Source organism: Streptomyces sp. NPDC058326 (genome assembly GCF_042879855.1).
GTDB lineage: Bacteria > Actinomycetota > Actinomycetes > Streptomycetales > Streptomycetaceae > Streptomyces.
In genome coordinates this window covers 212,884-234,448 of record NZ_JBHVZO010000011.1, presented here as the reverse complement: position 1 = coordinate 234,448, position 21,565 = coordinate 212,884, and the positions used below count along the sequence as shown (strand labels likewise).

Here is a 21,565-nt window from a genome sequence, read left to right as displayed (position 1 = left end):
CTACTAATTTCTGTTTTTTGGTTTGTGTTGGGGTTTTGTTTTTTTTTAATCCCCTCGGGGGGGGGGGGGGGGGCCGGGCCCCCCCCGCCCCCCCGCCCTCACGTGTGTCCCGGCCGGGTCAGCGCCGGGGCACCGCCTCCCCGCTCGCCCCGTCGACCACCGGCCGCGAACCGAGCGGAGCATCCAGGGCCACGGTCTTCGTGATCTCCACGGCCATCGCGACGCACACCCGGTCCGGGTCGGTCGGAGCCTCCGAGATCCGGACGACGACCCGGTCGGCGCGCTCCTGGGCCGTGACGGTGTACGTGCTGCACACCCCGCCCCAGAAGGTGACCGTCAGCTTCCGGCCCGCCTCGTCCGCCCGGAACGACTCGATCTGCCGCACCGGCGCCGTACCGTCCTCGGGAGACGGCGTCGGCGAGGGCTTCGCCGGCGGCGTCAGGAACTCCGGCGCCACCGCCGTCCGCACCACCGTGTACGGCGCCCCGTCCGCCGGGTCCGCCGTGAACAGCCACGACGGCACGAGCAGCCGCCCGCCGTCCACGTCCTGGGCGGCCAGGCCGAGCACGGCGGCCGTCACCGGCACCTGCTCCGGGGCCACCCCGTCCACGATCGTCTGGCAGGGCACGGCCGGCTCCGCCTTCCCGGGGGGCGGCGTCCGGTCCGGCCTGCCCGCGGAGGGCACGTCGGCGGCCGGCGGCGCGGTGGCACAGCCCCCGATGCCGATCGGGCCGGTGCCCTTCGAGTCCTCGTTCAGCGCGGCGAGCGCCTTCGCCGCCCCGATCACCGGATACACGGCACCCTCGACCGGCTCCTTGAGCATCCCGCTGCCGGCGACCGTCCGGCCGTCCCGCGCGATGTGCAGCCCCGTGGACCAGCCGTGGGTCGGCAGCCCGCCGATCACCGGATCGGCGTTGACCACCCGCACCGAGCCGTTCATCACCTGGCTCGCGGAGATCTTCGCGTCGTCCTGGCCGAGCGCCTTCAGGACGGGCGCGGCCGCAGCCTTCGCCGCCGCCTCGCTCAGCGGCGTACCGCCCGGCGAGGGCTTCGTCTCTCCCGGCGGCGGGCACGCCTTGCCCTTGAGGCAGGTGTCGCCGGCGGGGCCGCCGTCGTACCAGGAGTACGTCCAGTTCCCCGGCGCCTTCCGCGCCACGTCGAGGCGGGGCCCCGAACCGTCCTTCTCGGGCCGGATCGTCCAGACGTCGCCGACCAGGGAAGGGCTCCCGGAGACGCCCAGCGCTTCGGCCAGCCTGGTCACCTCCGCCGAGGTGACCAGGCCCTCGGGCCGGTGGACCGCGGCCGAGGAGGGCCCCTGGGGGAGTGGGCCCTTGGCTGTGTAGACGGTCCCGTTCGGGCCGCCTCCGGGGTCCGGCTCGCCGGGCGCGATCCCGGGGCCGCCCCCCGTACCGCCTTCGGCGTCCGTACCGCCGCTGCCGCCGCCCCGCAGACTCAGCGGAGGGGGCGGCCCGGCCGCCCCGGCAGGCTTGGTGGCAACGCCGCTGCCGTCACCTGACGCCGCGGTGGCCAGATAGACACCACCGCCCCCGGCGAGCAGCACACCCGCCGCCACCGAGGCGGCCAGGACGTTCCGCCGCCTCCGTACGTTCTCCGTACCGCTCACCACAACGCTCCCTCGTCTCGACCGGACGCCGATGGGACGGAGTGGACGGGCCGGCGGTTCCGTCCGTCAGCCCCCGTACTCCGCGGTGGCGTCGATCAGGCGTGCCGAGGCCGCCGGAACGACCACCCCGTGGATCAACGAGGGAGAGACCGGAGCGGGCGCGGGGGAGACCGGGGTGACCCAGTGGGGGGCCATCCGAGCGCCGTCGCCGCACAGCTCCGCGAGGCTCAGCTCGGACTCGTGTCGCTCACGCGGAGCGGGGTACGTGGTCATGGGCGCACCGTATGCACCGCACCGCTCCGGAGAAAAGGCCTACTCTGGGGTAGTTTCCGCTGTTCGGCAGGGCGCGCCCCACCCGGTAGCGTGAACTGTCGCTCACCCGTAGCACCCCGACCCTTCGTTCGAGCGCCTCGCGCGCCCCTATCGAATCCCGCAGGAGCACCCCGCCGTGCGTATCGCAGTCACCGGCTCCATCGCCACCGACCACCTCATGACCTTCCCCGGCCGGTTCGCCGACCAGCTCGTGGCCGACCAGCTCCACACGGTGTCCCTCTCCTTCCTCGTCGACAACCTCGACGTCCGTCGTGGCGGCGTCGGCCCCAACATCTGCTTCGGCATGGGGCAGCTCGGCGGCAACCCGATCCTGGTGGGCGCGGCCGGCTACGACTTCGACGAGTACCGCGGCTGGCTCGACCGGCACGGCGTCGACACCGGCTCGGTGCGGATCTCCGAGGTCCTGCACACCGCGCGCTTCGTCTGCACGACCGACAAGGATCACAACCAGATCGGCTCCTTCTACACGGGTGCGATGAGCGAGGCCCGGCTGATCGAGCTCAAGGCCGTCGCCGACCGGGTGGGCGGCCTCGACCTGGTCCTCATCGGCGCCGACGACCCCGAGGCGATGCTCCGCCACACGGAGGAGTGCAAGACGCGGGGGATCCCCTTCGCCGCCGACTTCTCGCAGCAGATCGCCCGCATGGACGGCGAGGAGATCCGCACCCTCCTCGACGGGGCCACCTACCTCTTCTCCAACGAGTACGAGAAGGGCCTCATCGAGTCCAAGACGGGCTGGACCGACGCCGAGATCCTCTCTCGGGTCGGCCACCGCGTCACCACGCTCGGCTCGCGCGGGGTGCGCATCGAGCGCGTCGGCGAGACCCCGATCGAGGTCGGCTGCCCCGAGGAGAACGCCAAGGTCGACCCGACCGGCGTCGGCGACGCGTTCCGCGCGGGCTTCCTCACCGGACTGACCTGGGGCGTCGGGCTGGAGCGGGCGGCGCAGGTCGGCTGCATGCTCGCCACGCTCGTCATCGAGACGCTGGGCACCCAGGAGTACACGCTCCGGCGTGCGAACTTCATGGAGCGCTTCACGAAGGCGTACGGCGAACTCGCCGCGACGGAAGTCCACACCCACCTCTCCTGACCGCCGCTCGTTACGAGCACCGCACAACGGGTGCGGGTTCAGCCGCGCCCAGTGGGCACGGCCCCCCGGGCGACGGGCCCGTGCCCACTGGGCAGGGCCCGTCCCGGCCGTGGGCCGCGCCCGGCCGAAGGCTCGTCGTCGTGCTCGTGGCGTCAGGTCAGACGGCGTACCACGTACGCCGTCCCGCCCCCCGGCGACTCCTCCTCGCCCACATACTCCTGCCCCCGCATCTCGCACCACGCGGGAATGTCCAGCCGCGCCGCCTCGTCGTCCGACAGGACCGTCACCGTCGCGCCCACGGGAACCTCTCCGAACACCTTCGCCAGTTCGATCACCGGGATCGGGCAGCGCTTCCCCAGCGCGTCCACGACGAGCGGCCCGGGCGCGCTCGCCGGGGCCGCCGACGCGGCCGGGGCGCCGAGCCGTTCCCGTACCGCCGCCACCACCCCCGGCAGGACGTCGAGGAAGCGGTCCACGTCCTCCGCCGCGGTGCCGGCCGGCAGGGACACCCGGACGTTCCCCTCGCTCAGCACCCCCATCGCGCGCAGCACATGGCTGGGCGTCAGTGTCGAACTCGTACATGACGAACCGGACGAAACGGAGAAACCCTCCCGGTCCAGCTCATGGAGGAGCGTCTCCCCGTCGACGTACAGGCAGGAGAAGGTGACCAGGTGGGGGAGCCGGCGCACCGGATCGCCCACCACCTCCACGTCCGGCACGAGCTCCGGCACCCGCGCCCGGATCCGGTCCACCAGGCCCCGCAGCCGTGCCTCCTCGGCCACCGCCTCCGCCCGGACCGCTCGCAGCGAGGCCGCCGCCGCCACGATCGCCGGCAGGTTCTCGAAGCCGGGCGCCCGGCCCGACTCCCGCTCGTCCGAGGGACCTTGCGGCGCGAACCGGACCCCCTTCCGTACGGCGAGCAGCCCCACACCCGCCGGGCCGCCCCACTTGTGCGCGCTCGCCGCGAGGAGCGACCAGCCGCCGTCCACCGGCCCCCAGCCCAGCGACTGGGCGGCGTCCACGAGCAGCGGCACGCCCGCCGCCCGGCACGCCTCGGCGACCTCCGCCACCGGCTGCTCGGTCCCCACCTCGTGGTTGGCCGACTGGAGACACGCCAGGGCGGTCGCCGGGTCGAGGGCAGCCGCGAAGACGGCCGCGTCGACCGCCCCGGACCGCTCCACCGGGACCTCGGTCACGGTGCCGCCCGCCGCCGCGTGCGTCTCGGCCGCGTGCAGGACGGAGGAGTGTTCGACCGCGGAGACCACGAGCCGGTCTCCGACACGCCGACGCGCCGCGAGCGCTCCGGAGATTCCCGCGTGAACCGCGCGCGTCCCCGAAGGAGTGAACGACAACTCGTCGGGGCGGCAGCCCACGGCCTCCGCCGCGGCCTCCCGCGCCGCGTCGAGGAGCAGCCGGGCCCGCCTGCCCTCCCTGTACAGCCGGGCCGGATCGGCCCAGCCCTCGTCCAGGGAGGCGAGCAGCGCCTGACGGGCGACGGGGTGCAGGGGGGCGGCGGACGCGGCGTCGAAGTACGGCATCCATCCACGGTAGGCCCCCGCCCCCGCCCCGGCCCCACACCCCCGCCGCCCCCGCCCGCACCCCTCCACCCCGCCCGCCCCGCGGTGTCCGCCCCCACCCCCGTGAACCCTCGTCAGAAGTGCGCCACCGCGCACCGGCAGGCCGCCGAACGGACCTGCCCGACCCCCCTGCGGAACCCCGGAGTCCACCCCTTCGGGGGCTCGGACGGCGCGTTGGGCACCCTCCCCGCGCGACCCCAAATAGCGTCCAGTAGGGTTTGGTCCGCATAAACATCCAAACCCCTGCCCGCGGCCGGGGCGGCGACCGACCAGCGAGACGGACGGCCGTGGCCGACCAACGCGGGCCGAGACTCTCGGGAAGGCGCTACGTGAGTCCCAACGGCTCCGACCGCTCGTCGCGGCGCCCGATGCGGCGGAAGCTGCCGCAGGTGCTGACTGCGGGCCTGATCCTGGCGACAGCCACGGGCTGCTCGTACAACTGGGAAGACTTCCCCCGCCTTGGTATGCCCACCCCCGTCACGGAAGAGGCTCCCCGGATCCTCTCCCTGTGGCAGGGTTCGTGGGCGGCCGCGCTCATCACCGGCATCCTGGTGTGGGGCCTGATCATCTGGTCCGTCATCTTCCACCGGCGGAGCAGGACCAAGATCGAGGTACCTCCGCAGACCCGTTACAACATGCCCATCGAGGCGCTGTACACGGTCACTCCCCTCATCATCGTCTCGGTGCTCTTCTACTTCACCGCGCGCGACGAGTCGAAGCTCCTCGAGCTCACCCCGAAGCCGGCCCACACCATCAATGTGGTCGGCTACCAGTGGAGCTGGGGCTTCAACTACGTCGAGAACGTGCCCGGTGTGTCGGGTGACGCCAAGACGGACAAGAACCTCTCCTCGATCCCGGACAAGTTCCTGGACGCGTTCCCGGAGAACGCCGGCGGCGTGTACGACGCCGGTATCCCCGGCGACCGCAACCCGCAGACCGGCAACCCGGGCCCGACCCTGTGGCTGCCGAAGGGCGAGAAGGTCCGGTTCGTCCTGACCTCGCGTGACGTCATCCACTCCTTCTGGGTGGTCCCCTTCCTCATGAAGCAGGACGTCATCCCGGGTCACACGAACTCCTTCGAGGTGACCCCGACGCAGGAAGGCACCTTCCTCGGCAAGTGCGCCGAGCTGTGCGGTGTCGACCACTCCCGGATGCTCTTCAACGTCAAGGTGGTCTCCCCGGAGCGCTACCAGCAGCACCTGAAGGAGCTGGCCGAGAAGGGGCAGACCGGCTACATCCCGTCTGGCATCGAGCAGACGGACCCGGCCAGGAATGCGGAGAAGAACCAACTGTGAGCATCCACAACGAAACCCAGGGTGCCGCCGCAGCTGAGGACTCGTACGAGAACGAGCTGCCCGTACGGCGCAAGCAGCCCGGCAATGTCGTGATCAAGTGGCTGACCACCACCGACCACAAGACGATCGGCACGCTCTACCTGGTCACGTCGTTCGTCTTCTTCTGCATCGGCGGACTCATGGCGCTCTTCATGCGCGCCGAGCTGGCCCGTCCGGGTACGCAGATCATGTCGAACGAGCAGTTCAACCAGGCGTTCACGATGCACGGCACGATCATGCTGCTGATGTTCGCGACGCCGCTGTTCGCCGGATTCGCGAACTGGATCATGCCGCTGCAGATCGGCGCGCCCGACGTGGCGTTCCCGCGGCTGAACATGTTCGCCTACTGGCTGTACCTCTTCGGCTCGATCATCGCGGTGGCCGGCTTCCTCACCCCGCAGGGTGCGGCCGACTTCGGCTGGTTCGCCTACTCCCCGCTGTCGGACGCCGTCCGCTCGCCGGGTGTCGGCGCCGACATGTGGATCATGGGTCTGGCCTTCTCCGGCTTCGGCACGATCCTCGGTTCGGTCAACTTCATCACCACGATCATCTGCATGCGCGCTCCGGGCATGACGATGTTCCGCATGCCGATCTTCACCTGGAACGTGCTGCTGACCGGTGTCCTGGTCCTGCTCGCCTTCCCGGTCCTGGCGGCCGCGCTGTTCGCCCTGGAGGCGGACCGCAAGTTCGGTGCGCACATCTTCGACTCGGCCAACGGTGGAGCGCTGCTCTGGCAGCACCTCTTCTGGTTCTTCGGCCATCCGGAGGTGTACATCATCGCGCTGCCGTTCTTCGGCATCGTCTCCGAGGTCATCCCGGTCTTCAGCCGCAAGCCGATGTTCGGTTACATCGGTCTGGTCGCCGCGACCATCGCGATCGCCGGTCTCTCGGTGACCGTGTGGGCGCACCACATGTACGTCACAGGCGGCGTGCTCCTACCGTTCTTCTCCTTCATGACGTTCCTCATCGCCGTACCGACAGGCGTGAAGTTCTTCAACTGGATCGGAACGATGTGGAAGGGCTCGTTGTCCTTCGAGACACCGATGCTCTGGACGATCGGCTTCCTGATCACCTTCACCTTCGGTGGTCTGACGGGTGTCATCCTGGCCTCGCCGCCGATGGACTTCCACGTCTCCGACTCGTACTTCGTCGTGGCGCACTTCCACTACGTCGTCTTCGGCACCGTGGTCTTCGCGATGTTCGCCGGCTTCCACTTCTGGTGGCCGAAGTTCACCGGCAAGATGCTCGACGAGCGCCTCGGCAAGATCACGTTCTGGACGCTGTTCATCGGCTTCCACGGCACCTTCCTGGTGCAGCACTGGCTCGGTGCCGAGGGCATGCCGCGTCGTTACGCGGACTACCTCGACGCCGACGGCTTCACCGCGCTGAACACGATCTCGACGATCTCCTCCTTCCTGCTCGGTCTGTCGATCCTGCCGTTCATGTACAACGTCTGGAAGACCGCCAAGTACGGCAAGAAGATCGAGGTCGACGACCCGTGGGGCTACGGCCGTTCGCTCGAGTGGGCGACGTCCTGCCCGCCGCCGCGGCACAACTTCCTCACCCTGCCGCGGATCCGTTCCGAATCCCCGGCGTTCGACCTGCACCACCCTGAGATCGCCGCTCTCGACCAGCTCGAGAACAAGCCGCACGAGGCCGAGGCCCTCACGGGCGCGAAGGAGGCGGGCAAGTGAAGATCCAGGGCAAGATGTTCATCTGGCTGAGCGTCTTCATCCTCGCCATGGCCGTCCTGTACGGCGTGTGGTCGAAGGAGCCGGTCGGTACGACGGCGCTGTTCCTCGCGTTCGGCCTGGCCATCATGATCGGCTACTACCTGGCCTTCACGGCCAAGCGTGTCGACGCCATGGCGCAGGACGACAAGGAGGCCGACGTCGCGGACGAGGCCGGTGAAGTGGGCTTCTTCGCCCCGCACAGCTGGCAGCCGCTCTCGCTCGGCATCGGCGGTGCGCTCGCCTTCCTCTCCATCGCGATGGGCTGGTGGATCCTGTACTTCTCCGCCCCGCTGATCCTGGTCGGCCTCTTCGGCTGGGTCTTCGAGTTCTACCGCGGAGAGAACCAGAACCAGTAGCGGTACCCCGCTCCGCACCGGAGCACACCGAGGGGCCCGGACACTTCGTCACCGAAGTGCCCGGGCCCCTCTTTTGCAGCACTCGGCGCGCTGCCGCACGAGATTCTTCTTACGGTGAGTCCATGAACGACACGCCGCGCATTCGGACTGTTCTGAGCTGCACTCTTCTGGCTGTCACCGTCACCGCGGCCGCGACCGCCTGTGCCGGCAACGACGGCCACCCGCTGTCGGCGAGGGCGTACGACGCGGCGGACCAGCTCGCGGTCAGCGCCCCCGCCGACGGAGCCAAGGCGGACCCCGAGAAGCCCCTGGAGGTCACCGCCAAGGGCGAGGACGGCCGGATCACCGACGTCACGGCCACGGACACCGCGGGACGCCACCTGGCGGGCGAGCTCACCGCGGACGGACGGCGCTGGCGCTCCACGGCCGCCCTGGCGGCCGGCACCCGCTACACGGTCCGGGTGGCCACGGAGGACGAGGACGGCGCCCCAGGCGCCCGTACGTACACGTTCGAGACGGCCCCCGCCAAACGGGCCCTGACGGCCACCTTCGGCCCTGAGGCGGGCACGTACGGCGTCGGACAGCCCATCACGGCCGACCTCAGCCTCCCCGTCAAGGACCGGAAGGCGCGCGCGGTCGTCGAACGGGCCCTCAAAGTCCGCTCCACGCCCTCCGTCGAGGGCTCCTGGTACTGGGTGGACGACAAGAAGCTGCACTTCCGCCCGAAGGAGTACTGGCCGGCGGGCGCGCTCGTCACGGTCACCGGCAACCTGGACGGCCTCAAGGTCGGCGACAAGCTCTACGGCGGCGCGTCCAAGCCGCTGAAGCTCACGATCGGCGACCGGATCGAGGCCATCGCGGACGCCGGGTCGCACTACATGACCGTGAAGCGCAACGGAGAAGTGATCAACACCATTCCGGTGACCACCGGCAAGCCCGGCTTCTCCACCCGCAACGGCATCAAGGTGATCCTGGGCAAGGAGTACTACGTCCGGATGCGGGGCACCAGCGTCGGCATCGCGGAGGGCAGCTCCGAGTCGTACGACCTGCCCGTCTACTACGCGACCCGGGTCACCTGGAGCGGCGAGTACGTCCACGCCGCGCCCTGGTCCGTCGGCTCGCAGGGCGTGGCGAACGTCAGCCACGGCTGTGTCGGCATGTCGACGGGGAACGCGGCCTGGTTCTACAAGACCGTACGGCCCGGCGACATCGTCAAGACCGTCAACAGCTACGGCGACACGATGGACACCTTCGGCAACGGTTTCGGAGACTGGAACCTGACCTGGGCCAAGTGGCGCCAGGGCAGCGCCCTGGTGGAGGCCGCCGAGAACCCGGTGGCCCCCACCGAGAAGGCCCGCCTCAGGCCCCTGCCTCTGTAAGGCTCGGTTCGCCTCCGGGGCGCTCCGGCCGCGCCCCTTCGGCATACTCGCCCTGCGCGGCGACTACGCGTCGATCGAGAGGCGTGAGCGCAGCAGGGCCGCCAGGGACGCCGCGAACTCGACCGGTTCCACCGGAAGGGTGACCGCGGCGTCCGCGCGGCTCCAGGTGGCCAGCCAGGCGTCCTGCGGGCGTCCGATGAGCAGCAGCACCGGCGGGCACCGGAAGACCTCGTCCTTGATCTGCCGGCAGACGCCCATGCCGCCCGCGGGCACCGCCTCGCCGTCCAGGACACACACGTCGATGCCGCCCTCGTCCAGGCGCTTCAGCACCGCCGGCAGCGTCGCGCACTCCACGAACTCGACCGGGGGCACGTCGGACGCGGGCCTGCGCCCGGCCGCCAGCCGTACCTGCTCGCGGGTGTTCGCGTCGTCGCTGTAGACCAGGACCGTGGCACTCGACTGCATCGTTCCTCCGGCTGGGAAGGCGGGTGGTCGTCGTCGACCGATGCGCGGATGCTACTCCGGTCCACACCCCGTCAACACCCGTTCAACACCTGTTCGAAGGGTGCTCGGGGGCCCTCGCACTGGGCCGTATGGGCTGGACACACCCCTCTGACACTCCGAACGGCACCCCCCGGAGTGAGGGCGGGATAAGCGACCGACATAATGTCGGTCGTGGCGACAGTAACGACAGTAGAAACAGGGCACGCGCACCCGTCGGTCAATCGACCGAACCTCACCAGCGTCGGAACCATCATCTGGTTGAGCTCCGAGCTGATGTTCTTCGCGGCCCTCTTCGCGATGTACTTCACCCTGCGATCGGTGACAGGTGCCGACTATTGGAAGGCTCAGGCGGAACACCTGGCCTTCCCGTTCTCGGCGACCAACACCACGATCCTGGTGCTCTCCTCCCTCACCTGTCAGCTCGGCGTATTCGCCGCCGAGCGGGGCGACGTGAAGAAGCTCAGGACGTGGTTCATCGTCACGTTCGTGATGGGTTCGATCTTCATCGGCGGCCAGGTCTTCGAGTACACCGAGCTGGTCAAGGACGCGGGCATGTCGCTCTCGTCCGGGCCCTACGGCTCGGTGTTCTACCTGACCACCGGCTTCCACGGCCTGCACGTGACGGGCGGACTCATCGCCTTCCTGCTGGTCCTCGGCCGGACGTACGCCGCCAAGAGGTTCACTCACGAGCAGGCAACCGCCGCCATCGTCGTGTCCTACTACTGGCACTTCGTCGATGTCGTCTGGATCGGCCTCTTCGCCACGATCTACATGATCAAGTAATCGGGACCGCCGTCACGGCGGACCGAGACATCCAGCAAGCATCGACGCAGAAGATCCTGACACCGGGGTAATCCGTGAAAAAGCTCTCCGCACGACGACGCCATCCGCTGGCGGCGGTCGTCGTCCTCCTTCTCGCGCTGGCGGCCACTGGGGGGCTGTACGCCGCGTTCGCGCCCGCGGGCACGGCGAAGGCCGATGAAACCGCCCAGTCCCTCGCCATCGAGGAGGGCAAGAAGCTCTACTCCGTCGGCTGCGCCAGCTGCCACGGAACCGGCGGTCAGGGCACTACTGACGGCCCGACCCTCGTAGGCGTCGGTTCGGCCGCAGTCGACTTCCAGGTCGGCACCGGTCGCATGCCGGCCCAGCAGCCTGGCGCCCAGGTCCCGAAGAAGAAGGTCATCTACTCGCAGGCTGAGATCGATCAGCTCGCGGCGTACGTCGCCTCCCTCGGTGCCGGTGCGATCACGCCGGCCAAGAGCCAGTACGACACCGCAGGCGCCGACATCGGCCGTGGTGGCGAACTGTTCCGCAACAACTGTGCCCAGTGCCACAACTTCACCGGTGAGGGCGGCGCGCTGACCTACGGCAAGTACGCCCCGAGCCTCGAAGGCGTGAGCCCGAAGCACCTCTACGAGGCCATGCAGACCGGCCCGCAGAACATGCCCTCCTTCCCGGACACGACCATGCCGGAGAAGGAGAAGAAGGACATCATCGCGTACGTCCAGGCCGTCAACAGCGACAAGGCCGACAACCCGGGCGGTCTGAAGCTCGGTGGCCTCGGCCCCGTCAGCGAGGGCCTGTTCGCCTGGATCTTCGGACTGGGCGCGCTGATCGCAGTTGCCATCTGGGTCGCGGCCCACACCGCTAAGGCCAAGAAGTCATGAGTAGCCAAGAGATTCCAGAAGAGACCCTGCCGGCAGGGCAGGACACCGCGCACGGCGCGGTGAAGGTCGCCGACGACCCGTTCGCCGACCCGGGCCTCCCGCCCCACAAGCCCCGCATCCAGGACATCGACGAGCGGGCCGCCCGTCGGTCCGAGCGCGCGGTCGCCTTCATGTTCACGCTGTCGATGCTGGCCACCGTCGGCTTCATCGCCTCGTACGTGATCTTCCCGGTCGACCAGATCGTGTACATCTGGCCCTTCGGCCGGGTGTCCGCGCTCAACTTCGCGCTCGGCTGGACCCTCGGCCTCGCCCTCTTCTTCATCGGCGCGGGCGCGGTCCACTGGGCCCGCACCCTGATGTCCGACGTGGAGGTCGCCGACGAGCGGCACCCGATCGAGGCGTCGCCGGAGACGAAGGCCAAGGTCATGTCGGACTTCGCGGCCGGTGCCGCCGAGTCGGGCATGGGCCGTCGCAAGCTCATCCGCAACACGATGTTCGGCGCGCTGTCGCTCGTACCGCTCTCCGGCCTCGTGCTGCTGCGTGACATGGGCCCGCTGCCCGAGAAGAAGCTCCGGACCACCATGTGGGCCAAGGGGCTTCAGCTCATCAACATGAACACGCACGAGCCGCTGCGCCCCGAGGACGTCGCCGTCGGTTCGCTGACCTTCGCGATGCCCGAGGGCCTCTCGGAGCACGACCACCACTTCCAGACCGAGATCGCCAAGGCCGCCCTGATGATCGTCCGGATCCAGCCGGAGGACATCAAGGACAAGCGCGAGCTCGAGTGGTCGCACGAGGGCATCGTCGCCTTCTCGAAGATCTGCACCCACGTGGGCTGCCCGATCTCCCTGTACGAGCAGCAGACGCACCACGTCCTCTGCCCGTGCCACCAGTCCACCTTCGACCTCTCCGACGGCGCCCGCGTCATCTTCGGCCCGGCCGGTCACGCCCTTCCGCAGCTGCGGATCGGCGTGAACGACAAGGGCTTCCTGGAGGCGCTCGGCGACTTCGACGAGCCCGTCGGTCCTGCCTTCTGGGAGCGCGGATGAGCACCGTGACCACGAGTACATCAGCCGCTGACGCGGCGGGGAAGAAAGCACCCGCCGGTGAGCGGGTCGCCGACTGGGCCGACGGCCGCCTGGGGATCTACACCCTGGCCAAGGCCAACATGCGGAAGATCTTCCCGGACCACTGGTCCTTCATGCTGGGCGAGATCTGCCTCTACAGCTTCCTCATCATCATCCTGACGGGCGTCTATCTGACGATGTTCTTCCACCCGTCGATGAACGAGGTGGAGTACGCAGGACCGTACGTCCCGCTCCAGGGACAGCTGATGTCCGAGGCGTTCAACTCGACCATGCACATCTCGTTCGAGGTGCGCGGTGGTCTGCTGATCCGGCAGATCCACCACTGGGCGGCGCTGATCTTCCTCGCCGGCATGTTCGTGCACATGATGCGCGTGTTCTTCACGGGCGCGTTCCGCAAGCCGCGTGAGATCAACTGGCTGTTCGGTTTCCTGCTGTTCTTCCTGGGCATGTTCACCGGCTTCACCGGTTACTCGCTCCCGGACGACCTGCTCTCCGGCACCGGTGTCCGCTTCATGCAGGGCGCGATCCTGTCCGTGCCGGTCATCGGCACGTACCTGTCGATGTTCCTGTTCGGCGGCGAGTTCCCCGGCGGCGACTTCGTGGCCCGGTTCTACTCGGCCCACGTGCTGCTGCTGCCCGGCATCATGCTCGGCCTCGTGGTGGCCCACCTCATCCTGGTGTTCTTCCACAAGCACACGCAGTTCGCCGGCCCCGGCCGCACGAACAACAACGTCGTGGGCATGCCGCTGCTGCCGGTCTACATGGCCAAGGCCGGAGGCTTCTTCTTCCTGGTCTTCGGTGTCATCGCGGTCATCTCGGCGGTCGCCTCGATCAACCCGATCTGGGCGCTCGGCCCGTACCGCCCCGACATGGTCTCCACCGGCGCCCAGCCCGACTGGTACATGGGCTTCGCCGAGGGTCTGATCCGTGTCATGCCGGGCTGGGAGATCAACCTCTGGGGCCACACGCTGGTCCTCGGCGTGATGATCCCGCTGGCGATCTTCCCGGCGGTCCTCGCGGCCATCGCGGTCTACCCGTTCATCGAGTCGTGGATCACCGGCGACAAGCGCGAGCACCACATCGCGCAGCGCCCGCGCAACGCTCCGACGCGCACCGCCTTCGGTGTCGCCTGGATCACCGCGTACATGATCATGCTCGTGGGTGGTGGAAACGACCTCTGGGCGACCCACTTCCACCTGTCGATCAACTCGATCACCTGGTTCGTGCGGATCTTCTTCTTCGTCGGCCCGGTCATCGCGTTCATCGCCACCAAGCGGATCTGCCTCGGCCTCCAGCGCCGGGACAAGGACAAGGTGCTGCACGGGCGCGAGTCCGGCATCATCAAGCGCCTGCCGCACGGTGAGTTCGTCGAGGTCCACGAGCCGCTCAGCCAGGGCGAGCTGCACCGCCTCACGGCGCACGAGCAGTACGCGGCCGCGGAGCTTCCGCCGGCCGTCGACGAGAACGGCGTGGAGCGCAAGATCGGGCGCATGGAGAAGCTCCGGATCAAGCTCAACAAGGGCTACTACGGCGACGACAGCCAGGTCGCCAAGCCCACGGTCGAGGAGTACAAGGAGATCCAGAGCGGCCACGGCCACCACTGATCACCTGAACTCCTGACGTCTCGAAGTTCGCCACGGCGAGAGCCCCGTCCATTCGATGGACGGGGCTCTTTGCCGTCCCCGGGGGTCGATAGGGTGGGTCCGTATCCGTCACGTGACGACCCAGGAGCTGCCATGAGCGCTGTGACCCCCGCTGGAGGACCTACGTCGGCGGGCCGCTCCTGGCCCGTCGTCCTGGAAGGCCTGCTGACCGGCCGCGACCAGAGCGCCGAGGACACCGCCTGGGCGATGGACCGGATCCTGCGCGGCGAGGCCACCGACGCCCAGATCGCCGGCTTCGCGGTCGCCCTGCGCGCCAAGGGCGAGACCGTCGAGGAGATCTCCGGGCTCGTCCGCACCATGTACGAGCACGCCAACACGATCGAGGTGCCCGGCCCGTCCGTCGACATCGTCGGCACCGGCGGCGACGGCGCCAAGACCGTCAACATCTCCACCATGTCGGCGGTCGTCGTGGCCGGCACCGGAGCCAAGGTCGTCAAGCACGGCAACCGGGCCGCGTCCTCCGCGTCCGGCGCCTCCGACGTCCTGGAGAAGCTCGGCGTCAACCTGGAGCTGACCCCGCGGCGGGTCGCCGAGGTCGCGGAGGAGGCCGGGATCACCTTCTGCTTCGCCGTGAAGTTCCACCCGGCGCTGCGTCACGTCGCCGCCGCCCGCAAGGAACTCGGCATCCGGACCACCTTCAACTTCCTCGGTCCGCTCACCAACCCGGCCCGGGTCAGGGCGCAGGCCACCGGCGTCGCCGACGCCCGGATGGCTCCGATCATGGCCGGGGTTCTCGCCGAGCGGGGTTCCTCCGCGCTCGTCTTCCGCGGCGACGACGGGCTCGACGAGCTGACCACCACCGCCACCTCGCGGGTCTGGGTGGTCCGCGACGGCGCGGTGCGGGAGGAGGCCTTCGACCCCCGGGACGCCGGCATCGACCTCGTACCGGTGGAGGCGCTGCGCGGTGCGGACGCCTCGTACAACGCGGACGTCGCCCGCCGGCTCCTCGCGGGGGAGACCGGTCCGGTACGGGACGCGGTGCTGCTCAACTCGGCCGCGGCGCTGGTCGCGCTCGCGCCGGGGGAGGGCAGCCTCGTGGAGCAGATCCGCGCCGGCATCGAGAAGGCCGCGGAGGCGATCGACTCGGGTGCGGCCCGCCGGGCCCTGGAGCGATGGATCGCCGTCAGCAACGCGTAGGACGTGCCTCGTCGTACGACCCCGGTCCAGTATGCGGACCGGGGTCTTGCACTTCCGCGCTCCTGTGGCAGGATGCTGGGCAGGTCATGAGTGACAGCTACGAAGCCCCGGCTTGCTGTCCGGCAACCCTCCGTCCGTGGCGGGGTGCCCCGGGTGAAGACCAGGCCGTGGACAGCAAGGTCCACGGCAAGCGCGGACCCCTCGACCACCAGGGGTCCTGGTCTCTCGAGGAGCGTTTTTCCGTGAGCAAGCGAATGCGTTAGGGCCACCGGCCCCGTTTTCCCATCCTCCGCACGACCATCGTGTGTCGAGGCAACACCCGTGTGAGGCGCCCCACTTCGCGCTGCCCCGCGGGTCCTTCGCTGCCCATTCCTGCCGGGAGATACCGCCATGTCCGCGTACCCGAACGCCACCGCCGCCACCGCCGCCACCGCCGTCGACTCCGAGTCCGCCGACCCCTGCTGCGCCGCCCCGCTGCCCGTCCTCGGCCGGGACGTCACCGTCCCGCTCGTCACCGGCGGCGAGGTGACCTACGCGGCGCTCGACTACGCGGCCAGCGCGCCGGCCCTCCAGCGGGTCTGGGACGACGTCGCCGCGTACGCCCCCTACTACGGCAGCGTCCACCGCGGCGCCGGATACCTCTCCCAGCTCTCCACCGACCTCTTCGAGAACAGCCGCGCCACCGTCGCCGAGTTCCTCGACTGCCGCCCCGGCGACCAGGTCGTCTTCACCCGCTCCACCACCGACTCGCTCAACCTGCTCGCCGCGGCCCTCCCCGCGGACTGCCAGGTCTTCGTCTTCGAGACCGAGCACCACGCCTCGCTGCTGCCGTGGCAGGACGCCCGCGTCACCTACCTCAACGCCCCGCGCACCCCCGAGCAGGCCGTCGCCACCCTGGAGCGGGCCCTCGCCGACCGCGACCCTTACGGCCCCGCGCTGGTCTGCGTCACCGGCGCCTCCAACGTCACCGGTGAGCTGTGGCCGGTGAAGGAACTCGCCGCCGCGGCGCACGCCCACGGCGCCCGGATCGTGCTCGACGCCGCCCAGCTCGCGCCCCACCACCCGGTCTCCGTCCAGGACCTCGACGTGGACTGGATCGCCTTCTCCGGGCACAAGCTGTACGCGCCCTTCGGCTCGGGTGTCCTCGCGGGCCGTGCCGACTGGCTCCAGGACGCCGAGCCCTATCTCGCGGGCGGCGGCGCCTCCCGCAAGGTGGCGCGCCGGGCCGACGGCGGGGTGGACGTGGAGTGGCACACCACCGCGGCTCGGCACGAGGCCGGTTCCCCGAACGTCATCGGCGTGTACTCCATCGCCTCCGCCTGCAAGGCGCTCACCGAGGCCGGCTTCGACACCCTCGTCGAGCGGGAGCGGCACCTGATCGCCACGGTCCGCGAGGGCCTCGCCGAGGTGCCCGAGGTCAAGGTGCTCTCGCTGTTCGGCGACGACGCCCCCCGGGTCGGCGTCATCTCCTTCGTCGTCGAGGGCTGGAACAGCTCCCACTTCGCCGCCGCGCTCTCCGCCGAGTACGGCATCGGCGTCCGCGACGGACTCTTCTGCGCCCACCCGCTGGTCCGCACGCTGCTCGGCAGCGACCCCCAGACCCAGGGCGAGTGCGGCGCTCCCGAGGCCGCGCCCGGTGAGAGGTCCCTCAACGCCATCCGGGTCAGCTTCGGCGCCGGTACGCCCGACGAGCACGTGGAGCGGTTCGTCGGCGCCGTGAAGGAGCTCGTCCGGGACGGGGCGCAGTGGAAGTACCGCACCGAGGACGGCCGCTGCGTCCCCGACCGTGGCTGATCACTCACTCGTACGGGTGAAGGGGGCCTCCCGACCGGGAGGCCCCCTTCACCTTGTCGCGTGTGCGGCCTCAGGACTCCAGGCCGATGGCGAAGGCCGCCTCCAGATCGTGCTGGGAGTACGTGCGGAAGGCGACGTGGGTGTCCGTGGCCTCGACACCCGGGATTTTGCTGATGCTGCCGGGGATCACGTCCGCGAGGTCGTCGTGGCGCGGCACCCGGACCATGGCGATCAGGTCGTACGTACCGGTCACCGAGAAGACCTCGCTGACGCTGTCGAGCGCGGCGATCGACTCGGCGATCTCGGGGATGCGGTCCACGCTGGTCTTGATGAGCACGATCGCGGTGATCACGGCTGGCTTTCTCCCTCGGTCGCCGCGGCTTGGGCTTTCACTCTATCCCCACCCCGGTAGCGCCCCCAGGCGTAGAGGAAGCCGACGGAGAAGCCCACCACATGGGCCAGGTAGGCGACGCCGGGTCCCGCGCCCGCGGCCCGCGCGGCCAGCCACTGCAGCACGAACCAGAAGATCAGCACGATCCAGGCGGGGAAGCGCAGCGGCAGGAAGAAGAGGAAGGGGTAGAGACTGGTGACCCGGGAGCGAGGGAAGAGAAAGAGAAAGGCCCCGAGCACCCCGGAGATCGCGCCGGACGCCCCGACGAGCGTCTGCTCGCTGCTCGCGTGGGCCGCCGCGTACCCGAGGAGCGCCAGGTAGCCGGTGCCCAGGTAGAAGAGGGCGAACCCGGCAGGGCCCATGCGTTCCTCGGCCATCGCCCCGAAGACGTACAGGAAGAGCATGTTCCCCAGGAGGTGGAGCCAGCTGCCGTGGACGAAGAGCGCGGTCAGCGGGGTGAGCAGGGCACGCGGCTCGCCGCTCATCAGCTCGGCGGGGACGACGCCCCAGCGGCGGAAGTACACGCCCTGAGCCGCGAGGAGCTGGTCCCCCGTGCCGTGGACCGGGTTCAGTCCGGAGACCGGACTGATCGCGAAGAGGAGGACACACGCGGCGATCAGTCCGTACGTCACCGTGGGTCCACTGCGGATGCCGCGCCAGGCCCCCGGGACAGCGCGGACAGCGCGGACCACTCCTCGCCCATCGATCATGGACAGATCATGGCGTACCGGTGCCGAACTGGACAGAGTGCCTCGCCGTCCCCCGCCGACCCACGAGGCCGTAGGGTTACGGGCGATACAACCCGCAGTTCGACGGCGCACCGCGGCTCCCGCACCTGGTACCTCGCAACAGGAAGAAGGACGGCACGATGACGACGGTTCCCCTGCCGACCGCCGAGACCCGCTGGCGCTGCACGCTCTGCGGCAATCTGACCCGCTTCGACGTGACCCGCTCCTCCAAGGTCGTCGAGTACGTCCATCTGGACCTCGCGGGGGATCCGACGGTCGAGGAGCGGCAGGTGGTCAGTGAGACCATCGAGTCGGTCCGCTGCCGCTGGTGCAACGCGGTGGACCAGATCGAACTGGTGGACAGGCCGGGCGCCGCTTCCTGAGGGACGGCGCGGACGACATAGGGGTGACGGATCGTGGAGCAGCCCGCGCACGGTGGAGAGCCGGCCGGCGCGGCAGGTGACGCTGCCGAGACGCTCGACCACCCACTGCCGGAAGGCGTACGGCGGCGGGTCGTCGCGCTGGTCGCCGACGCCTTCGGCGGGCTGACCGTCGCGGAGCTGCCCGCGCCCCTGAGGCAGTACGCCCGGTTCACCGCGAGCCGGCGGGCCAAGTTCGCCGGCAACGCGATGGCGGCGGCCCTGGAGAGCGATCCGCTGTTCCGGCAGCGGATCGGCGAGCGGTTCAAGCAGGGCCAGCCCGAACTGGCCGGAGCCGTCGAGACCGGCACCCCGCCCGCCGCCGCCGACCCCGTCGACGTGGCGGCGGCCGCCTATGTGCTGCGCCCGCCCGGCTGGGTCAAGCTGGTGGCCGCCGCGGGCGAGGAGGCCCTGCGCGTCGACGCCGAGCGGGCCGACGAGGCCGGGCGGCGCGAACTGGAGCGGCTGCGCGAGGAACTCGCCGCCGCCCGGGACCGCTCGAAGGACGAGACCGAGCAGCTGCGGCGCGACCTGGAAGCGGCCCGGAAGGAAGCGGAATCGCTCCACCGGAAGCTGCGCAGCGCCCAGAGCGACGTGAAGCGCGGGGAGGCCGCGCTGCGCCGCGTCCAGGGCGAGATCGACACCGCGCGGGCGGAAGCCGCGGCCCAGGTGTCCTCGGCCGAGAGCGAGAGCCGTCGCCTCAAGGCCCGGCTCGCCGAGGTCGAGGCGGCCCTCGAGGCGAGCCGCCGGTCCGCCCGCGAGGGGCGCTCGGTGGAGGACATGCGGCTGCGGCTGCTGCTCGACACCGTCCTCGACGCGGCCCAGGGACTCCGTCGCGAGCTGGCGCTTCCGCCCGTCTCGACGCACCCGGCGGACACCGTGGACGCGGTGGAGCCGGGGCGGATGTCCCCGAAGGACATCGCCGCGCGGGCGCTCTCCGAGACCGATCCGGCGCTGCTCGACCAGCTGCTCGCGCTGCCGCAGGCCCATCTGGTCGTCGACGGCTACAACGTCACCAAGACCGGTTACCCGACCATGCCGTTGGAGAAGCAGCGGCTGCGGCTGCTCGGCAGTCTCTCGGCCCTCGCCGCCCGCTCGGGCGCCGAGGTCACCTGTGTCTTCGACGGGGCGGAGCTGGCGGCCCCGGTGCTGCTCGCGCCGCCGCGGGGGGTGCGGGTGCTGTTCTCCAAGCCCGGTGTCACGGCGGACGAGCTGATCCGCCAGTTGGTACGGGCGGAGCCGCCCGGCCGGCCGGTGGTGGTGGTCTCCACGGACCGTGAGGTGGCCGACGGGGTGGCGAAGGCGGGTGCGCGCCCGGTGGCGTCCGCCTTGTTGCTGAAGCGGCTTTCGCGGCTCTCGTGACGCATCGCAACCCCTGGGCCTTATGCCCGGATTCTGGATGGCGGACCGTCAAGTGGCCATCACTGCCCGTGCGATGCGTGTAAATAAAGTGGTGCCTGGGCGATATTTTTGCCAGTGGGATTTGAACTGATCACAACTTGGTCACTAGGGTCAGCCTTCGAACCTTCGCGCGGTTGATCACCCATCCGGGGTGACGGCGGAGGAACCGCCTGCCCCTGACCGGTTGGGCGGCTCGAGGAAGAAGGAGCTCGCCTTCGTGGCGTCCCACCGTCGACCCAAGCAGCCGAGCCGTGCCCGCGTGACCGTGCTCACCGCGGCCGCGGCCGCCGCCGTCGCCCTCTCCGCCCAGTCCGGTGCCCAGGCGGCCCCTGCCAAGCCCAAGATCGACGAGGTCAAGTCCAAGGTCGACAAGCTGCACCACGAGGCCGAGGAGGCCACGGAGCAGTACAACCTCGCGGACGAGCGCAAGGGCAAGCTGCAGAAGGAGATCGGTCAGCTCCAGGACCAGGTGGCCCGCGGTCAGGAGGAGCTCAACACCCTCCGCGACCAGATCGGTTCGGTCGCCACGGCCCAGTACCGCTCCGGCGGCATCGACCCGGCGCTCCAGCTCTTCCTCTCCGCCGACCCGGACACCTACCTCGACAAGGCGTCCGCGATCGACCAGTTGAGCGCCCAGCAGGCCGACGTGCTCACCTCGATCCAGGCCAAGCAGCGCACGCTCGCCCAGCAGCGGGCCGAGGCCACCACGAAGCTGGCCGACCTCGAGGACGTCCGCAAGACCCTCGGCGAGAAGAAGAAGAAGTTCCAGGGCAAGCTGGCCGAGGCCCGCAAGCTCCTCAACACCCTCACCGAGGCCGAGAAGGCCAGGCTGCAGGAGAAGGAGCAGCGCGCCAGCCGTGCCGCCACCGCGCGGGTCGACCTGGGCAACGAGGCTCCCGCGAACGGCTACGGCGCCGCGGCGCTCGCCGCCGCCGCCACGCAGATCGGCAAGCCGTACGCCTCCGGCCAGGAGGGCCCCGGCTCGTACGACTGCTCCGGTCTGACCATGTGGGCCTACGGCCAGGCCAACGTCCAGCTCACCCGCACCACCTACACCCAGCAGAACGACGGCACGAAGATCGGCCGCAGCCAGCTCAAGCCCGGCGACCTGGTCTTCTTCAACGGCCTTTCGCACGTGGGTCTGTACGCGGGCAACAACACGGTCCTGCACGCCCCCTACTCGGGCGCCTACGTCCGCTACGAGTCCATGAACACCCTGGGCTCCTTCCAGTTCGGGGTCCGCGTCGGCGGCTGACGCCCCCGCGACCCGCTGCGGTATGCCGCCCGAACGGGTGGTTCGCCGCGACGCGTGCTGACCTGACGCCCCGCCGGTGACCTGTGTTCTC

Annotated in this window: 20 protein-coding genes and 1 riboswitch; of the genes, 14 read left to right on the top strand and 6 right to left on the bottom strand. The window is 70.0% G+C overall.

The window, feature by feature from the left end:
• Positions 1-118 precede the first annotated feature (118 nt).
• Together ACFVYX_RS21755 and ACFVYX_RS21750 are read right to left on the bottom strand one after the other, a co-directional pair.
• Positions 119-1,624 carry a hypothetical protein gene (locus ACFVYX_RS21755; RefSeq protein WP_389683055.1) on the bottom strand — a complete coding sequence of 502 codons (1,506 nt, stop codon included), beginning with the start codon at positions 1,622-1,624 and terminating at the stop codon, positions 119-121.
• Positions 1,625-1,690: 66 nt separating this feature from the next.
• The gene (locus ACFVYX_RS21750) at positions 1,691-1,897 is read right to left on the bottom strand and encodes a hypothetical protein (RefSeq protein WP_389683054.1); all 207 of its coding nucleotides are present in this window, start codon (positions 1,895-1,897) and stop codon (positions 1,691-1,693) included.
• Between the two features lie 175 nt (positions 1,898-2,072).
• Here ACFVYX_RS21750 and ACFVYX_RS21745 point away from each other — a divergent pair, with 175 nt between their 5' ends.
• Entirely contained in the window at positions 2,073-3,047 is a 975-nt protein-coding gene (locus tag ACFVYX_RS21745; RefSeq protein WP_389683053.1) for a carbohydrate kinase family protein, read from the top strand.
• Positions 3,048-3,199: 152 nt separating this feature from the next.
• Here the strand turns inward: ACFVYX_RS21745 and ACFVYX_RS21740 are convergent, their stop codons facing one another.
• Positions 3,200-4,585 (bottom strand): cysteine desulfurase/sulfurtransferase TusA family protein, encoded by a 1,386-nt coding sequence (locus ACFVYX_RS21740; protein ID WP_389683052.1) that lies wholly within the window; start codon positions 4,583-4,585, stop codon positions 3,200-3,202.
• 368 nt (positions 4,586-4,953) lie between these two features.
• Here ACFVYX_RS21740 and coxB point away from each other — a divergent pair, with 368 nt between their 5' ends.
• The 4 genes from coxB (at position 4,954) to ACFVYX_RS21720 (ending at position 9,426) form a co-directional block, all read left to right on the top strand.
• The gene (gene coxB, locus ACFVYX_RS21735) at positions 4,954-5,919 is read left to right on the top strand and encodes a cytochrome c oxidase subunit II (protein ID WP_389683051.1); all 966 of its coding nucleotides are present in this window, start codon (positions 4,954-4,956) and stop codon (positions 5,917-5,919) included.
• The gene (gene ctaD / locus ACFVYX_RS21730; protein ID WP_389683050.1) at positions 5,916-7,652 is read left to right on the top strand and encodes a cytochrome c oxidase subunit I; all 1,737 of its coding nucleotides are present in this window, start codon (positions 5,916-5,918) and stop codon (positions 7,650-7,652) included. Before coxB ends, ctaD begins: the two co-directional genes overlap by 4 nt.
• Positions 7,649-8,047, top strand: coding sequence for a cytochrome c oxidase subunit 4 (locus ACFVYX_RS21725; RefSeq protein WP_389683049.1), 399 nt, complete (start codon positions 7,649-7,651; stop codon positions 8,045-8,047). The genes ctaD and ACFVYX_RS21725 overlap by 4 nt, the downstream gene beginning before the upstream one ends.
• Positions 8,048-8,169: 122 nt before the next feature.
• A complete protein-coding gene (locus tag ACFVYX_RS21720; protein ID WP_389683048.1) occupies positions 8,170-9,426 on the top strand; it encodes an Ig-like domain-containing protein in 1,257 nt (418 codons plus the stop codon).
• Positions 9,427-9,489: 63 nt separating this feature from the next.
• Here the strand turns inward: ACFVYX_RS21720 and ACFVYX_RS21715 are convergent, their stop codons facing one another.
• Entirely contained in the window at positions 9,490-9,891 is a 402-nt protein-coding gene (locus ACFVYX_RS21715) for a hypothetical protein (protein WP_148004446.1), read from the bottom strand.
• Between the two features lie 201 nt (positions 9,892-10,092).
• Here ACFVYX_RS21715 and ACFVYX_RS21710 point away from each other — a divergent pair, with 201 nt between their 5' ends.
• The 6 genes from ACFVYX_RS21710 (at position 10,093) to ACFVYX_RS21685 (ending at position 17,280) form a co-directional block, all read left to right on the top strand.
• On the top strand, positions 10,093-10,713 hold the full coding sequence (locus tag ACFVYX_RS21710) for a heme-copper oxidase subunit III (RefSeq protein ID WP_351214770.1): 621 nt from the start codon (positions 10,093-10,095) through the stop codon (positions 10,711-10,713).
• Between the two features lie 74 nt (positions 10,714-10,787).
• On the top strand, positions 10,788-11,597 hold the full coding sequence (locus ACFVYX_RS21705) for a c-type cytochrome (protein ID WP_389683047.1): 810 nt from the start codon (positions 10,788-10,790) through the stop codon (positions 11,595-11,597).
• Entirely contained in the window at positions 11,594-12,646 is a 1,053-nt protein-coding gene (locus tag ACFVYX_RS21700; RefSeq protein WP_389683046.1) for a Rieske 2Fe-2S domain-containing protein, read from the top strand. Before ACFVYX_RS21705 ends, ACFVYX_RS21700 begins: the two co-directional genes overlap by 4 nt.
• Positions 12,643-14,289: a cytochrome bc complex cytochrome b subunit gene (locus tag ACFVYX_RS21695; protein WP_389683045.1), complete on the top strand. Its 1,647-nt coding sequence runs from the start codon at positions 12,643-12,645 to the stop codon at positions 14,287-14,289. The genes ACFVYX_RS21700 and ACFVYX_RS21695 overlap by 4 nt, the downstream gene beginning before the upstream one ends.
• Before the next feature lie 132 nt (positions 14,290-14,421).
• Positions 14,422-15,486: an anthranilate phosphoribosyltransferase gene (gene trpD, locus ACFVYX_RS21690; RefSeq protein WP_389683044.1), complete on the top strand. Its 1,065-nt coding sequence runs from the start codon at positions 14,422-14,424 to the stop codon at positions 15,484-15,486.
• Positions 15,487-15,568: 82 nt separating this feature from the next.
• Positions 15,569-15,685: riboswitch (SAM riboswitch) on the top strand.
• A 191-nt stretch (positions 15,686-15,876) separates the two neighbouring features.
• Positions 15,877-17,280: an aminotransferase class V-fold PLP-dependent enzyme gene (locus ACFVYX_RS21685; protein WP_389683043.1), complete on the top strand. Its 1,404-nt coding sequence runs from the start codon at positions 15,877-15,879 to the stop codon at positions 17,278-17,280.
• Between the two features lie 70 nt (positions 17,281-17,350).
• Here ACFVYX_RS21685 and ACFVYX_RS21680 read toward each other — a convergent pair whose 3' ends face one another.
• Positions 17,351-17,632: an Lrp/AsnC family transcriptional regulator gene (locus tag ACFVYX_RS21680; protein WP_030205672.1), complete on the bottom strand. Its 282-nt coding sequence runs from the start codon at positions 17,630-17,632 to the stop codon at positions 17,351-17,353.
• Positions 17,629-18,381, bottom strand: a complete 753-nt coding sequence (locus ACFVYX_RS21675) for a rhomboid family intramembrane serine protease (RefSeq protein ID WP_389683042.1) — start codon at positions 18,379-18,381, stop codon at positions 17,629-17,631. The genes ACFVYX_RS21680 and ACFVYX_RS21675 overlap by 4 nt, the downstream gene beginning before the upstream one ends.
• A 158-nt stretch (positions 18,382-18,539) precedes the next feature.
• Between ACFVYX_RS21675 and ACFVYX_RS21670 the strand changes: the two genes are divergently transcribed.
• The 3 genes from ACFVYX_RS21670 (at position 18,540) to ACFVYX_RS21660 (ending at position 21,474) form a co-directional block, all read left to right on the top strand.
• The gene (locus ACFVYX_RS21670) at positions 18,540-18,782 is read left to right on the top strand and encodes a hypothetical protein (protein WP_017238847.1); all 243 of its coding nucleotides are present in this window, start codon (positions 18,540-18,542) and stop codon (positions 18,780-18,782) included.
• Positions 18,783-18,815: 33 nt separating this feature from the next.
• Positions 18,816-20,180, top strand: a complete 1,365-nt coding sequence (locus tag ACFVYX_RS21665) for an NYN domain-containing protein (RefSeq protein ID WP_389683041.1) — start codon at positions 18,816-18,818, stop codon at positions 20,178-20,180.
• A 256-nt stretch (positions 20,181-20,436) separates the two neighbouring features.
• A complete protein-coding gene (locus ACFVYX_RS21660; RefSeq protein ID WP_389683040.1) occupies positions 20,437-21,474 on the top strand; it encodes an NlpC/P60 family protein in 1,038 nt (345 codons plus the stop codon).
• The last annotated feature ends 91 nt before the right edge of the window (positions 21,475-21,565 follow it).